At 69.1% G+C, this 14,267-nt stretch carries 15 protein-coding genes; 6 read left to right on the top strand and 9 right to left on the bottom strand.

Features of this window, described 5'->3' with window-relative positions:
* Nucleotides 1–142: 142 nt before the first annotated feature.
* On the bottom strand, nucleotides 143–925 hold the full coding sequence (locus CUJ89_RS28060) for an ABC transporter substrate-binding protein (protein ID WP_114181601.1): 783 nt from the start codon (nucleotides 923–925) through the stop codon (nucleotides 143–145).
* A gap of 234 nt (nucleotides 926–1,159) precedes the next feature.
* Between CUJ89_RS28060 and CUJ89_RS28055 the strand changes: the two genes are divergently transcribed.
* Both CUJ89_RS28055 and CUJ89_RS28050 read left to right on the top strand, forming a co-directional pair.
* A complete protein-coding gene (locus CUJ89_RS28055) occupies nucleotides 1,160–1,579 on the top strand; it encodes an MbcA/ParS/Xre antitoxin family protein (RefSeq protein ID WP_114180560.1) in 420 nt (139 codons plus the stop codon).
* 2 nt (nucleotides 1,580–1,581) lie between these two features.
* Nucleotides 1,582–2,277, top strand: coding sequence for an RES family NAD+ phosphorylase (locus CUJ89_RS28050; protein ID WP_114180559.1), 696 nt, complete (start codon nucleotides 1,582–1,584; stop codon nucleotides 2,275–2,277).
* Between the two features lie 37 nt (nucleotides 2,278–2,314).
* Here the strand turns inward: CUJ89_RS28050 and CUJ89_RS28045 are convergent, their stop codons facing one another.
* Nucleotides 2,315–3,046 carry a metallophosphoesterase gene (locus CUJ89_RS28045; protein WP_114180558.1) on the bottom strand — a complete coding sequence of 244 codons (732 nt, stop codon included), beginning with the start codon at nucleotides 3,044–3,046 and terminating at the stop codon, nucleotides 2,315–2,317.
* A 137-nt stretch (nucleotides 3,047–3,183) separates the two neighbouring features.
* Between CUJ89_RS28045 and CUJ89_RS28040 the strand changes: the two genes are divergently transcribed.
* Complete coding sequence (locus CUJ89_RS28040) at nucleotides 3,184–3,837, top strand: DUF1345 domain-containing protein (RefSeq protein ID WP_114180557.1); 654 nt, start codon at nucleotides 3,184–3,186, stop codon at nucleotides 3,835–3,837.
* A gap of 6 nt (nucleotides 3,838–3,843) precedes the next feature.
* Here CUJ89_RS28040 and CUJ89_RS28035 read toward each other — a convergent pair whose 3' ends face one another.
* Together CUJ89_RS28035 and CUJ89_RS28030 are read right to left on the bottom strand one after the other, a co-directional pair.
* Nucleotides 3,844–4,512, bottom strand: coding sequence for a glutathione S-transferase (locus CUJ89_RS28035; RefSeq protein ID WP_114181600.1), 669 nt, complete (start codon nucleotides 4,510–4,512; stop codon nucleotides 3,844–3,846).
* A gap of 85 nt (nucleotides 4,513–4,597) precedes the next feature.
* A complete protein-coding gene (locus CUJ89_RS28030; protein WP_114180556.1) occupies nucleotides 4,598–5,305 on the bottom strand; it encodes a methyltransferase in 708 nt (235 codons plus the stop codon).
* A 304-nt stretch (nucleotides 5,306–5,609) separates the two neighbouring features.
* On the opposite strand from CUJ89_RS28030, the gene CUJ89_RS28025 reads away from it, so the two are divergent.
* On the top strand, nucleotides 5,610–7,262 hold the full coding sequence (locus CUJ89_RS28025) for a DUF3459 domain-containing protein (protein ID WP_114181599.1): 1,653 nt from the start codon (nucleotides 5,610–5,612) through the stop codon (nucleotides 7,260–7,262).
* A 71-nt stretch (nucleotides 7,263–7,333) separates the two neighbouring features.
* Here the strand turns inward: CUJ89_RS28025 and CUJ89_RS28020 are convergent, their stop codons facing one another.
* From CUJ89_RS28020 to CUJ89_RS28000, 5 genes are all read right to left on the bottom strand, one after another.
* Nucleotides 7,334–7,918: a thiamine phosphate synthase gene (locus CUJ89_RS28020; protein WP_114180555.1), complete on the bottom strand. Its 585-nt coding sequence runs from the start codon at nucleotides 7,916–7,918 to the stop codon at nucleotides 7,334–7,336.
* A gap of 22 nt (nucleotides 7,919–7,940) precedes the next feature.
* On the bottom strand, nucleotides 7,941–9,284 hold the full coding sequence (locus CUJ89_RS28015; RefSeq protein WP_114180554.1) for a hemolysin family protein: 1,344 nt from the start codon (nucleotides 9,282–9,284) through the stop codon (nucleotides 7,941–7,943).
* Between the two features lie 76 nt (nucleotides 9,285–9,360).
* Nucleotides 9,361–10,140: a sensor histidine kinase gene (locus CUJ89_RS28010; RefSeq protein ID WP_114180553.1), complete on the bottom strand. Its 780-nt coding sequence runs from the start codon at nucleotides 10,138–10,140 to the stop codon at nucleotides 9,361–9,363.
* A 67-nt stretch (nucleotides 10,141–10,207) separates the two neighbouring features.
* The gene (locus tag CUJ89_RS28005; RefSeq protein WP_114180552.1) at nucleotides 10,208–11,131 is read right to left on the bottom strand and encodes a DMT family transporter; all 924 of its coding nucleotides are present in this window, start codon (nucleotides 11,129–11,131) and stop codon (nucleotides 10,208–10,210) included.
* A 41-nt stretch (nucleotides 11,132–11,172) separates the two neighbouring features.
* Nucleotides 11,173–12,030, bottom strand: coding sequence for a LysR family transcriptional regulator (locus tag CUJ89_RS28000; RefSeq protein WP_114180551.1), 858 nt, complete (start codon nucleotides 12,028–12,030; stop codon nucleotides 11,173–11,175).
* Nucleotides 12,031–12,139: 109 nt separating this feature from the next.
* Between CUJ89_RS28000 and CUJ89_RS27995 the strand changes: the two genes are divergently transcribed.
* On the top strand, nucleotides 12,140–12,523 hold the full coding sequence (locus CUJ89_RS27995) for a tautomerase family protein (protein WP_047901420.1): 384 nt from the start codon (nucleotides 12,140–12,142) through the stop codon (nucleotides 12,521–12,523).
* A gap of 126 nt (nucleotides 12,524–12,649) precedes the next feature.
* Nucleotides 12,650–14,266: a CHAD domain-containing protein gene (locus CUJ89_RS27990; protein ID WP_114180550.1), complete on the top strand. Its 1,617-nt coding sequence runs from the start codon at nucleotides 12,650–12,652 to the stop codon at nucleotides 14,264–14,266.
* The last annotated feature ends 1 nt before the right edge of the window (nucleotide 14,267 follow it).

The following is a 14,267-nucleotide window of genomic DNA, read 5'->3' as shown; positions in this document are numbered from 1 at the left end:
TCGAAGCAGCGGTGCTGCGCGTGCGACGGATGATGAATTCGATGTGACGGTAAACGGCGCAATGCCGTTGCCGTCCGGTGGTGAGGGGAGGGCGGTCGGACGCGCGCGACGGGAGTTGTGCCCGTACGCGCGCGACGCCGTTTCAACTGCCGTAGATGTCGAAGTCGAAGTACTTCGACGCGAGCCGCTTGTAGGTACCGTCCTTGACCATGTCGACGATCGCGCGGTCGATCTTCGCCTTCAGGTCGGCGTCCTCCTTGCGCAGCCCGATGCCGGCACCGATACCGAGCACCTTCTCGTCGACGAGTTCGGGCCCGACGAACTGGTAGCTCGCGCCGCGTGGCGATTTCAGGAAGCCGATCGCGGCCTGCACTTCATCCTGGAGCGCGGCATCGAGACGGCCCGAGGTCAGGTCCGCGTACACGCCGTCCTGGTTCTGGTACGAAACGACGTTCGCGCCTTGCTTGCCCCAGTACGCCTTCGCATACGTCTCCTGCGTCGTGCCCTGCTCGACGCCGATCGATTTGCCCTTCAGCGATTCGGCTGTCGGCAGCAGCGGCGAGCCCTTCTTCACGACGAGCCGCGTCGGCTGGTTGTAGATCTTCGTCGTGAAGCCGATCTGCTGCGCGCGCTGCGGCGTGATCGACATCGACGACAGCACCGCGTCGAACTTCTTCGCCTTCAGTGCCGGAATCATCCCGTCGAAATCATTCTCGAGCCACACGCACTTCGCTTTCAGGCGCGCGCAGATCTCGTTGCCGAGGTCGATGTCGAAACCGACGAGCTTGCCGTCGGGCGCCTTCGACTCGAACGGTGCGTAGCTGGCATCGGTGCCGAAGCGGAGCGTGGTCCAGTCCTTCGCGACGGCGGGGCCTGCGGATACCGCGAGCAGGGCGATCGAAACGGCGGCAATCAGTCTCTTCATGGTGTATTCCTTGGCGGGGTGCTTCCGGTTTCGGTGCGACACGGTTCCACGGACACGAACCGCGTCGGCGCGCGGTGTCCGCACGGCCATTAACGCAGAAAATAAAATAAGAGTCCAGAATGGACAAAAAATATCGTTTTGCCGGGTGCGTTGGCCGATCGGCGGGTGTCGACCCTTGCAAAAATACGAAAATGGACTAATCTTGTTAGTAAATTCATTTCGAGACTAACGATCATGTCACAGCCCGCCTACGATTCGCATTCCGCCCCGCCGCAGGCTTCGGTCGCGCAGATGTCGGCGGCCGGCCTGCGTGCGTTTTTCAACATCGCGCGCGACTGGGCGCTGACGATCGACGAGCAGATCGTGCTGCTCGGGTCGCCCGGCCGTTCGACGTTCTTCAAGTGGAAGGCCGCGCCAGAATCGGCACGCCTGCCGCGCGATACGCTCGAGCGGCTATCGCTGCTGCTCGGCATCTACAAGGCGCTGCAGATCCTGCTGCCGCAGCCGGCCGCGGCCGACGCATGGGTCAAGCGGCCCAACGACGCGGCGCCGTTCGGCGGCAAGCGCGCACTCGACCGGATGCTCGCCGGCAACGTCGGCGATCTGGTCGCCGTCCGGCAATATCTCGACGCGATGCGAGGTGGCTGGGCGTGACGATGCCGATCGAAGCAAAACAATGGCCCACGACCGCCGTCGACTGGGCACCTGCCTATCGCGTGATCCCCACCCGTTTTCCAGCCATCAACCTGTTCGACCGCGTGGCGTCGGCGGACGATTTCGACGCGCTTTACGCGCTCGAATCGCTGACCAACGACCGCATCCGCAACGAAGTCGGCACGCTCGACCTCGTGCCGCCCGCCGAGCGCCGCTACGGGCTGGGATGGGGGCCGATCATGGCCGCGTTCACGCACCTGAATCCGCAGGGCAGCCGCTTTTCCGACGGCAGCTACGGCGTGTTCTACTGCGCCCGCTCGCGCGATACGGCGATCGCCGAAACGCGTTATCACAGCGGGCTGTTCCTGGCCGCGACGCAGGAGCCGCCGATGCGTCAGCAGATGCGGCTCTACACGGTGTTCGCAGCAGGCGACGTGGCCGATGTGCGCGCGTGGCCGCAGCGCGATCCGGCGTTGCTGCATCCGCTCGATTACAGCGCCGGTCAGGCGCTCGGCCGCGCGGTGCGTAACGCGGGCGGTGCGGGGATCGTCTATCCGTCGGTGCGCGACCCGCGCGGCGAGTGTCTGGCGGCGTTCCGCACCGCGCTGCTGCGCGACTGCCATCACGCGGCCTACCTCGAATACAACTGGAACGGCTCGGCGGTCGATGCGGTGTTCGAACTGAGCCAGGTCGGCTAGCGCTCGCTCGCGAGCCGTTGCGGGCGTGAACAGCCTGCTAGGGCAGCGGCCAGTCGCCCGCGTGGCGTTCGCGCGCTTCGGCCTGCGTCATCGACCACGTGCTTCCGGTGCGCGGTTCGGCGAGCGTGAGCCGCCCGGACGGCGCGAACGCACCCGTGTCGATGAACCACTGCGCGCCGATCCGCTGCGGGGCGCGCACGGGCGTATGCCCGGTACAGGTCAGCGACAGCCCGGCCTGCCGCGCCGGATCGGCGAGCCCCTGGACGAGATCGCGGCCCCAGATCAGCCGCTCGCGCACGTCGTGCGAATAGCTGCCCGTGTCGAGATCGGCATCCGAGCCGAAGAATTCCGCATGCAGCACGTTGAAGCGCCCGGGCCCGTCGCCGATCACGCGCACCAGCGGCAGCGCGTCGACGCGCGCCGCATGCGCGCGCAGCCGTTCCGGCGGCAGGTCGGCGCCCCAGTCGCCGCCGATCCCGCGCCACGCGTCGGGCGACAGCTTGCCGCGCGACACGAGGCTCAGCACTTCCTCGTGATTGCCGCGCACGACGTGGCACCACGGGCGGTCGAGCAGGTCGAGCGTGGTTTCGGATGCGGGGCCGCGGTCGACGAGATCGCCGACCGAGAACAGGCGGTCGCGAGCCGGATCGAAGCGGATGTCGTGCAGCAGCGCGCGCAGCACGTCCACGCAGCCGTGCAGGTCGCCGACGACGAAGTCGCGGCCGGCCGTGTTCGCGGGATGGCGGCAGAGGGGGGCGGTGGCAGTCATCCCCCTATCTTAGGCGCTCGTGCCCATCGCCACGTCACGATGGAATGGCGATAATCGGGGCGGTACCCGCCGGTGCGGCGCAGCGGGCTGCCCCGCGCGCCGGCCGAACCCTTTCCATCCGCTTTCGGAATCCCACGATGACGTTTTATCCGCAGGTATTACGCAACCGGCCTCGCATGGTCGCGGCGTTCGCCGCCGGCTTGCTGTGCGCGGTGCTGCTGCCGTTTCCGCTGCGTCCGACCGTGCGTATGCTGATCGGCTGGGATTGCGCGATCTGGCTGTATCTCGCGCTGATGTGGGTGCGCATGGTCACCGCGCACCATCACAAGGTGCGCGACATCGCGATCCGCGACGACGAAAACGCGACGACCGTGCTGACCGTCATCTGCCTCGCGACCGTCGCGAGCGTGGCCGCGATCGCGATCGAGCTCGCGACCGCCAAGAGCGTCGGCTTCCGCGCGGGGCTCAGCCATTATGCGATCACGGGCGCGACGCTGTTCGGCGCGTGGTTCCTGATCCCGACGATCTTCACGCTGCACTATGCGCGGCTCTATTACGGCTCGCCGAGCAGCGACCGTGCGCTCCGCTTCCCGGACCGGAACCCCGAACCCGATTACTGGGATTTCCTGTATTTCGCGTTCACGCTCGCGGTTGCGTCGCAGACGGCCGACGTGTCGCTGGCGAACCGCTCCGCGCGGCGCGCGGTGCTCGCGCAGTCGATCCTGTCGTTCTACTTCAACATGGCCGTGCTCGGGCTGTCGATCAACGTCGCGGCGGGCCTGTTGAGTTGACGCGGCCTACTTGAGCAGTTCGTACGGGCCGCCGCGTTCCAGCGCACGCCGGTACGCGGGCCGCGCGTGGATCGTGTCGAGAAAGCGCGCGATCGCGGGATGCGGGCTGCGGCCCCCGCGCGCGGTCGCGGCTTCGAGCGGAAAGCTCATCTGGATGTCCGCCGCGCTGAAGCCGTCGCCGACGAACCAGCCGGTGCGGCTCAACGTGTCGTCGATATAGCCGAGATGCAGCGCGATCTGCGGATCGACGAAGCCCGACTGCAGCGTCGCGGCGATCTTGCGCGCGATCGGCCGCGCGAAGAACGGCATCGGCGCGTGCGCGATCCGCAACGCGACGAGCTTGAGCAGCAGCGGCGGCATCGCCGACCCTTCCGCGTAGTGGAGCCAGTACGTGTAGTCGTGCCGTTCGGGCGTGCCGGGCGGCGGCGCGAGGCGCCCGTTGCCGTAGCGTTCGACCAGGTACTCGATGATCGCGCCCGATTCGGCGAACGTGCGGCCGTCGTCGGTGACGACGGGCGATTTGCCGAGCGGATGGATCGCGCGCAGCGTGGGCGGCGCGAGCATCGTTTTCGGATCGCGCTCGTAGCGCACGATCTCGTACGGCACATCCAGTTCTTCGAGCAGCCAGAGCACGCGCTGCGAGCGCGAGTTGTTCAGGTGATGGACGGTGAGCATGTCGAGGCCGGAAGGGGGCGGGAACGACATCATACCCAGCGTGCGTGGTGCGCACGCGAATCGCGTTGCGCGCCGTGTCGAGCCGTCACGCGCGCCGCACCGCGATCCACGCGCCCCAGAACAGGCTCGCGAAAAAGCGCAGCGGCGCATCGAAGCCCGCATCGTGCAGCAGACCGGAAACGGCTTCCTCGGACGCGGGCGGATCGGCACCCTGCAGGATCTTCGCGAGTTGCGCGCGCACGGTGTCGGGCGTCGCGCCCTTCATGCGCCAGCGCTGCTGCCACGCGTCGAGCAGGCGTGGGTGGTCCGCATAGCGGCGATGGTTGCCGGCGAGCACGAGCGGCGCGCCGGGCTTCAGGCGTTGCGCGATCGCACTCAGCAGCGCGACCTTCGCCTCGTCGCTCGGGACATGGTGCAGCACGCCGATCAGCGTCGCGCCGTCGAACGCCGGTGCGTCGGGCAGCGCATCGACGCCGTCCTCGACGAACGTCGTGCGCGCGCCGAAGCCCGCGGCTTCGACGTTCGTGCGCGCGAGCGCGAGCATCGGCGCGGACGGGTCGACGGCCGTGAACCGCCAGCCCGGCTCGAGCGCGGCCGACACGCAGATTTCCTGCCCGGTGCCGCCCGCACCCGCGACGAGTATCCGCGCATCGGGGGCGCCGATCGCCGACGCCAGCATGCACGCGGTGAGTTCATGGCAGGCGTCGTAGCCGGCGAGTGCGATGCGGGATTGCTCGGCGTATGCGTGCGCGCGTGACGGATCGAATTTCGCGGCGCTGACAGGAAGCGACATGGCGGGTTCCTTGGGTCGGACGCGGACGACGTGTCCGCGAGCATGGCGCAGAGCGTAAGCGGGCGCGGCCGACGCAACAAGGCGAGCGGTCATTCCGGTATGCCGACTACCCGACTCGGCACGTGCCGGCCTGCCGGTTTTCCGGGGGTCGATTCGCATTTAAAAATGTCTATACATGATGCATCGCGGTGGCGAATCCGGCGCATACTCGTTTCTCTCCCCCCGCCTGGCCATCGCATGCCGGGCCCCGATGCGCCGCGCCGCTGGCGTGGCCATGCCGCTCGGCACGTACGAGGAGCGCATGATGTCCGATTGTCCGCACGATCCGTATGCGCAGCACTACATTCATTGTTTGCCGTTCGGCGCGCAGCCCTGTGGCGCGCTCAGCGCGACGCCGCGCACGCATTTTCGCTTGTGGGCGCCGGGCAGCACGCAGGTCCAACTCGAACTCGATACCGGCTACGGCCCGACGCTCGTCCCGATGATGGCCGCCGGCCCGAACTGGTTCGAAGTCTTCGCCGACTGCGGCGCGGGTGCGCGCTACCGCTATCGCCTCGACGATGCCGTGTCGATTCCCGATCCCGCGTCGCGCTCGCAGCCCGAAGGGCTCAACGGCCCGAGCGAGGTCGTCGATCCGCGCGCGTTCACGTGGCGTAACACGTTCTGGCGCGGGCGCGCGTGGGAAGACATCGCGCTCTACGCGATCCGCCCGCACGCGGTGGGCGGCTTCGACGGCGTGCGCCGCCGCCTGCCGCAACTCGCGCGCCTCGGCGTGACCGCGCTGGAGTTGCTCGCATCGCCGCACGACAGCCTGCCGTTCGCGCCGCTTGCGGCCGAAGGCGGTCCCGATGCGCTGAAGGCGCTGATCGACGACGCGCACGGCTACGGTCTCGCGGTGCTGCTGGAGGTCGACTACGCGCGCTTCGGCAGCGGCACCGATGCGCTGCGCCACTACGCGGCGCCGTTCTTCCACACGCGCGACGATCCGCTTCAGCCGCAGCCGCTGGCGCTCGATCATCCGGAAGTCTGCGATTTCTTTTGCGACAACGCGCTGTACTGGTTCGACGAATACCGTTGCGACGGGCTGCGCCTGCGCGAAGCCGACCGGATCGGCGTGTCGTGGCTGCGCGAGATCGCGGATCGCGTGCGTGCGGCCGTGCCGGCCGACCGGCTCATCCATCTCGTACTCGGCAGCGAGCGGCATCCGGCGCATCTCGCCGATACCCATTTCGATGCGCAATGGAACGGTTGCGGCGAGCGCGCACTCCACCGGCTGACGGGGCGTGACACGTCGGCCCATGAAGGCATTTCCACGCACCAGTCGATCCACACGCTCGCCCGCGCGCTGACCGCGGCCGGCGCGGCGTTCCAGCCGGCCCCGTCGGGAGAAGGCATGGCCGCCGACAGCGGGCTGTCGTTGACGTCGCTCGTGCTGTCCGATGGTGCGTGGCGCGACAGCGGCCAGGGCGCCGGCGGGCAGGAGGCCGGTCTGGCCGCGCTCGCGCTGTCGCTGCTCACGCCGCAGATCCCGCTGATCTTCGACGAAACCGCGCGCGATGCCGATCGCGCGCATTTCGTGCAGTCGGCGCTCGCGGTGCGCGCGAAGCTGATCGCGCCGCGGCTGTCCGATTGCCGGCCGCAGGACGCGCATGCACTGAAGGCGGGCGGCGACGGCGATGCCGACGCGCTGCTCGCCTCATGGCGGCTCGCCGACGACGAGACGCTGACGATCGCGTTGAACCTGTCACCCGATGCGCTGCCGTTCGACGCGCCGAGAGGAATGGTCGTGTTCGAGACGCCGGCGCGTGCGCGCGACCGGGTCGATGAAGGGGAGTTGCCGCCGTATTCGCTCGTCGCGTGGCTGACGGGCGACGTCAACCGGTACGCGCTCACACACGACGCGCGTCGCATCGACGACGGCTCGTGGCGCGGCATGCGTCCGAATCTGAACGCATGAGCGTATGAAAGCGTGAATGTCCGAACGGCCGGGCGCATCCGCGCCCGACTGCGCTGCCGGAACACCCTGAACTACCAGAATCCGCGAATGCCTGCGATTCCGTACGCGCCGTGGCGGCGCGCATCGTCGAGATGTGCGCGCGTCATCCCGCCGAGCGCGTAGACGGGCATCGCGGCCTGCGCGGCCAGCGCGTCGAACTGTGTCCAGCCGAGCGTCGGCGCACCGGGATGACTGAGCGTCGGCAACACCGGCGACAGCGTGACGAAATCCGCACCGGCGCGTGCGGCCAGCAGCAGGTCGTCGTGCGTGTGGCATGCGGCGGACACCCATCGTCCGGCCGGCAACGGCCGCTGCGCGGCGGCGCGCAATGCGGCGCCGTCGAGATGCCAGCCGGCGCCGTCGAGCCGCATTACGCCGGCCGCATCGATCGGGCCGTTCAGCATCAGGTGCGCGCCGGCCGCGTCGCAGCGCGCGAGCGCCGCGGCGGCGAGCCGCGCGAACGCGGCCGCGTCGAGCGATTTCACCCGCAGTTGCACGAGCGTGTCGCCGCGCGCGAGCACGGCCGACAGCCGGTCGAGGAACGCCGCGCAATCGGCCGCCGACGCGGACGCCGGTTCCGGCGTGATCACGCAGCAGCGCGGCAGCGTCGCGGTCATCGCGCGCGGCGATGCGAGGCCGTCATTCGTCGGCCTCTTTCGCGATCTTCGGGTAGACGCGCACGAGCACGATGCGCGGCCCGTTCATCTTCTTCACGACGACGTCGAAACGGTCGAACGACACGCGCTGCCCTTCGGTCGGCAGGTCGCTGAGCGCCTGGATCACGAGGCCGCCGACCGATTCCGCGCGGCCTTCGTCGATGTCGATGCCGAGCGCCTGCTCGAGCGACACGACGGGCAGGCTGCCCTTGCCCATCAGCGTGCCGTCGTCGAGGCGGCTCCAGTCGGCGTCGCCCTGGCGGAACTCGTCGTGGATCTGGCCGACCAGCGCGCCGAGCAGGTTGTCGAGCGTCAGGAAGCCGATCGGCTTCTCGCCCTTGTTGCCGACCAGCGCGAAGTGCGGCGCGCCCTTGCGGAAGCGGCGGAACAGGTCGAGCGCCGGTGTGTCGGGCCGCACGTACTGCACCGGGCGCACATAGTCGGACAGGTCTTCCAGCGCTGCGCCGGCGTGACGCGCGAGCAGCAGGTCCTTCAGGTGGATCAGTCCGTTCACCTGTTCGCGTGACGCATCGTCGAACAGCGGATAGCGGCTGAAGCGGTGCCGCGCGACGATCTCCATGTTGTCGGGCAACGGCAGGTTGCGCCGCAGGCCGATCATTTCATGGGCCGGCCGCATCAGGTCCGACACGGTCATCGACGAAAAATCCAGCGAATGCGCAAGCGTGTTCCACTCGTCGTTGCTATACGTGCCGCGTGCCGGCTGCGCCGCATTGCCGGCCGTGCTGCGGCGACCGCGCAGGATCAGCTTCAACTCGTCGGTCGAATAGTGCGCGTCGCCGCCGTGGTCGGCCGACAGCCCCGCGAGCCGCAGCACCGCGTTGGCGCTGTTGTTGAGCAGCCAGATCGCCGGATACATCGCCCAGTAGAACGCATACAGCGGCAGCGCGACCCACAGGCCGACCTTCTCGGACTGGCGGATCGCCATCGATTTCGGCGCAAGCTCGCCGACGACGATGTGCAGGAACGAGATCAGCGAGAACGCGAACACGAGCGAGATCAGGTGCACGAGGCGTTCGGAATGCACGCCGATCACGTCGAGCAGCGGGCCGATCAGTTGCGCGAAGGCCGGCTCGCCGACCCAGCCGAGGCCGAGCGACGCGAGCGTGATGCCGAGCTGGCACGCGGAAAGATATGCGTCGAGGCGGCCGTGCACGATGCCGAGGATGCGGCCGCGCAGGCCGTGCTTGCGGGCCAGTGTCTTGACGCGCGTCGCGCGCAGTTTGACGAGGCCGAATTCGGCCGCGACGAAAAACCCGTTCAGGGCCACCAGGAACAACGCGCCGATGAGCGCGAAGATCTGTAACAAAGAATCGCTCCAGTTATGACAGGCCCGCCAGTATAGAGCCAGAAAGGAATATGTAATGTATCGGGCGGCCGATCGCTTACACCGGCGCCTCGCAGGGGACGGAGAACGTGATGGCGGCCGTCGCGCCGCCGGCGAATGCGCCATGCGAGAACGTGCCGCCGTGCGCGAGCGCGACGCGCTGGCAGAGCGCGAGCGTCCAGGCGCTCCGCTTCGCGTCGCGCTCGCGCAGCATCTCGCGCCGCGCGAACGATTCGAACGCGTGCGGCTGCGCGGGATCGGCGAGCGCGTCGGCGCTCACGGTGCACGTGGCGCGCGCGACGAACTGCGCGCCGTCGCGCGAGCACGCGAACGTCACGCGGCCGCCGGCGGCGCTGGCCTCGACGGCCGCCGTCAGCATCGTCCAGAGCGCCTGCGCGATGCGTTCGCGGTCGGCGGTCAGCGACGGCTCGCCGTCCGGCAGCGTCACGTCGAGCGCGACCTGCCGTGCATCGGCGAGCGCAAAACGGACCAGCGCGATCGTGTCGTCGAGCAGCGCGCGCAGTGCGAACGGCCGCGGCGTGATCGCGAGCGTGCGCGTTTCCGCGCGCGGCGCGTCGAGTGCGTCGTCGATCAGCGAGACCTGCTGGTCGATCCCGGTGCGGATGCCCGCGAGCGCACGCTGCAGGTTGGGGTCGGCGTTGGCGAGCTGGCGCTCGAGCACGTACGCCCAGCTATGCATCGCGTTCAGCGGGCTGCGCAGGTCGTGCGACGCGGTGGAGAGCGCCTGGTCGCGCAGGAACAGCGCCGCCTGGGTGGCGTAGTGCGCTGCGCGTTCGCGCAGCAGGTCGGCGGCGGGATCGACGGAAGTGGACGTCACGGAGCAGGCCTGTCGGAAGCGGTTGGCGTGGCAGTCACGCGAACCGCCATTATAGGGACGGTGCGTGTCAGGCCGGCAGCGCGTCTTCGTCCTTTTTCCGTGCGTCGCCGTTCGGCAGCAACTGGCACGCGAGCAGGCCGGCCAGCATCAGCGCGCAGCCGAAGAGCGCGCGCAGCGTCAGCGTTTCGCCGAGCGCGGCCCAGCCGGCGATCGCCGCGAACACGCCTTCCATGCTGAAGATCACGGCCGCGTGTGCGGGTGCCGCGTCGCGTTGCGCGACGACCTGCAGCGTATAGCCGACGCCGACCGACAGCAGCCCGCCGTACAGCAGCGTCGGCAGCGCGCCGTGCAGCATCGCGACGCTGACCGGCTCGACGGCGAGGCCGACCGCGAGGCACGCCACGCCGCATACGGCGAACTGCAGGAACGCGAGCACGAGCGGATCGTGGCGCTTGGCGAGATGGCCGACGGCCATCACGTGCGCGGCGATGATGACGGCGCCCGCGAGCTGGAACCAGTCGCCGTAGAGCACCGAGAAATGCTCGTCGATGCTGAGCAAATACAGGCCGATCGCCGCGAGCAGCGCGCCGAACCACGTGCCCGCACCGATCCGGTGGCGCGCGAACACGCCCATCAGCGGCACGATCACGACGTACAGCGAGCTGATGAAGCCCGCGTTCGCGACCCGCGTGTACTGCAGGCCGAACTGCTGCAGCGAGATCGACACGGCGAGCAGCCCGCCGAGCGCGAGGCCCGGCAGCAGCAGCGCCGGATCGCGGCGGATCGCCGCGAGTTGTGCGCGCGACGCCGTGTTGAGCATCAGCAGCGGAACCAGCACGAGCGCGCCGAGCAGGAAGCGCAGCCCCGTGAACAGGAACGGCCCGATCACGTCGAGGCTCAGCCGTTGCGCGACGAAGGCCGTGCCCCAGATCGCGGCGGCGGCGAGCATCAGCAGGTTGGCGCGGAGGTGCTTGCGGGCTTCGGGCTTCATCGGAATTCGTCTGGAGATTGCTGGCGGCGAAGCCAGACAGTTTACGCCGAGATTGCAAGGCTGTCGGCAAACCTGCGCAACGCGGCGGCCGCACGTGCGTCGCGCACGCGCGAGTACAGCACGACCTGCGACTGCGGCAGCGGCGGCAGCCCGAATTTCGCGCCGACGTCGATCAGCGTGCGCGGCGCGACACGCCGCGCGAGCGGGCAGACGGCGAGCCCCGCCGCGGCGGCGGCCGCGACCGCCGCAACACCGCCGCCCGTGAAGCGTTCGCGCCAAGGCCGCCCCGCATGGTCGAGCGCGCGCAGCGCGGCGGCCCGCACGCCGCACGGGCCGGCCAGCACCGCGAGCGGCAGCGGCTCGCCCACGCGCGGCGACCAGTCCGGCGCGGCAAGCCAGGCCAGCGGTTCGGCAAACAGCAGCGTGCCGTCTTCGCGCGGCGGGTCCTCGCCGGGCTCGTGCCGCACGATCGCCGCGTCGAGCCGGCGTTCGTCGTATTGCGCGAGCAGGCTCGACGACATCCCGAGATGCATTTCCAGCAACAGCCCCGGATCCTGCCGATGCAGGCTTGTGAGCACGGCCGGCAGGTCGGGCACCGCGACGTGCTCGCTGACGCCGAGCGACAGGCGGTGCGTGCCGGCCGAAATCGCGCCGAGCGCGTGATCGTGCGCGTCGAGCAGCGCCCGGGCGGCCGGCAGGAAGTTCTCGCCGTCGGCGGCCAGCTTGACGACGCGCGGCGTGCGCGCGAGCAGTGGCTTGCCGAGGTGCGCCTCCAGCCGCTTCAGCTTCAGGCTGACGGCCGATTGCGTGGTGCCGAGCGCATCGGCGGCGCGCGTGAAGCTGGCGAGATCGGCGACCAGCACGAACGCGCGCACCGCATCGAGGTCGAGTACTTTCATTTCTGATGTAAATAGATGAAATATCAGTCGATGACTGTTTATTATAGATCGGCGGGCCTAACCTGATGCCGTGTTTCCGTTCTTCAACGTTACCGACAGGAGCAGGACCATGCCATTCACCCGTATCGCAGTGCGCGAAGGCAAACCGGCCGCCTACCGTGCGGCACTCGTCGACGGCGTGCATCGCGCGCTGATGCACACATTCAACGTGCCCGAGGACGACATCTTCATGGTCGTGACCGAGCATGCGGCCGAGAACTTCGTGTTCGGCCGCCATTACCTCGATATCGAACGCAGCGACGATCTCGTGATGATCCAGATCACCGCGAACAACACGCGCACGCTCGAGCAGAAGCGGGCGCTGTACCGGACGATCGCGGAGAACCTCGCGCAGCAGCCCGGCGTGCGGCAGCAGGACGTATTCATCAGTCTTGTCGAGGTGCTGAAGGAGGACTGGTCGTTCGGCAACGGCATCGCGCAATACGCCGTTTGATGTGCGACAGCGCGACAGGGCCGGATCGTCGCCAGAGGGTTTTGGCGGCGTGTACTATGGAAGTTGCTTCACGGGCGACGCCGGCGCGGTCGATGCGCCGGCGATTCTTCATGTGCAGGAGCCTCCATGTCGCGTGTGCTGGAAATCGTGTTGTCGCTGTCGCTGGATGGTTGGCCGGTCAAGGCTGCAAGTCGCGCCCGTGGCGCGCAGCGCGACTTCGGCACCGAACTCGTGCGCGCGTGGCGGATCTGCCCGCAGGTCCGGATGCGTCGGGGCCATGAGCGCGTGACGATCGAGCCGTGCCAGGTCGAGGAGGCCGAGCCGAGCCCCGGCGCGAGCTGGTGGACCTGGGTCGAGTCGAATGCGCACGGAAGGCGGGTCGTCGCGTCCCGCAGCAAGGCGTTCGCGCCAGGCGTCACGCAGCGCGAACTGTTCGACGCGGAGCATGCGGGCATCGTCGTCGCAATGCCGCTACCCGTGCCCGCGACGGCCGCCGCGCCCGATGCCGACGCGCCGATCGGCGAAGTCGACGGCGTCGCGCCGGACACCACCGCGCAGCCCGAACCGTCGGCCCTGCGCCTCGTCAGCGAACGGCGGCGCGGGCGGTGGGCCGACGACAGCGGCGTCGTGGTCGAGATGACGCTTGACGACGTCACGCTGTACGGCGGTGGCGAGCCGCCGCGCCGCTACGTCGAGCTGCGTCTCACAGCGCCCGACTGGGAAACCTTCGCCGCGCGCACGGCCGCGCTGCACGCGCTGTTTGCCGCGGCGCGCGAACTGAGCGGCGCGTGGCCCGCATTCGTGCAACTGACGAGCGTGATCGACCGCGCATGTGCGGGCGAAGCGGTGGCCGCCGGGCCGGTCAAGGCGCAACTCGTCGACCTGACCGGCATCCGCTCGCAGCGCGCCGCGCTGTTCGCGCTGTCCGGCGACATCGTCGCGCAATGGCTCGGCAACGAGGGCGGTGTGCTCGATCGCGACGATCCCGAATTCGTGCACCAGATGCGCGTCGCGCTGCGCCGCCTGCGCACGCTGATGCGCTTCTTCCCGCTCTTTGCCGACCGCCAGTGGCAGGACACGTTCGGTGTCGACCTGCGCTGGCTCGCCGCGCTGCTCGGCACGGTGCGCGACTGGGACGTGTTCTCGACCGAAAGCCTGCCTGCGCTGATCGCGGCCGACGGCGGCGGCGCCGACTGGAACGGCACGCTCGACGCCGCGCGCGCGCAATGCATGACGGCACGCGTCGAACTGCGGCAGGCGCTGCATTCGGCCCGCTACGCGCGGCTGACGCTCGGCTGGCTCGAATGGCTGAGCACGCTCGCGCTGCCGCCTGCCGACGGCGGCGACGCGCCATCGCTGCGGCGTCACGCGACGAAGCGGGTGCGTCGGCTGTTCGGCCATCTGTACGCATCGCCGTCGCTCACTTCGCTCGACACGGCTGCGCGCCATCGGGTGCGGATCGATGCGAAGCGGCTGCGCTATGCGCTCGAATTCTTCGCGTCGCTGGCGTCGCGCCGCACGCGCAGCGAGACCGTCAAGACGCTCGCGCGTGTGCAGAGCGTGCTTGGCGAAGCGAACGACACGATGGTCGCGCTGCATCATCTCGAGCAACTGGCCGCGCCGCCGTACCAGCTCGGCTTCGTGCGCGGCTACGGCGCGGCGCTCGAGCAGCGCGCGGCGCGCGACGCCGAGACGCTGCTGGCCAGCCTGCGTCCGCCGAAGCTCGACGGCAAGTCGGGCTGAG

The organism is Burkholderia pyrrocinia (genome assembly GCF_003330765.1).
Classification (GTDB): domain Bacteria; phylum Pseudomonadota; class Gammaproteobacteria; order Burkholderiales; family Burkholderiaceae; genus Burkholderia; species Burkholderia pyrrocinia_B.
Note: the sequence above shows the minus strand (reverse complement) of the source record. Positions and strands in the feature narration are given on the sequence as shown.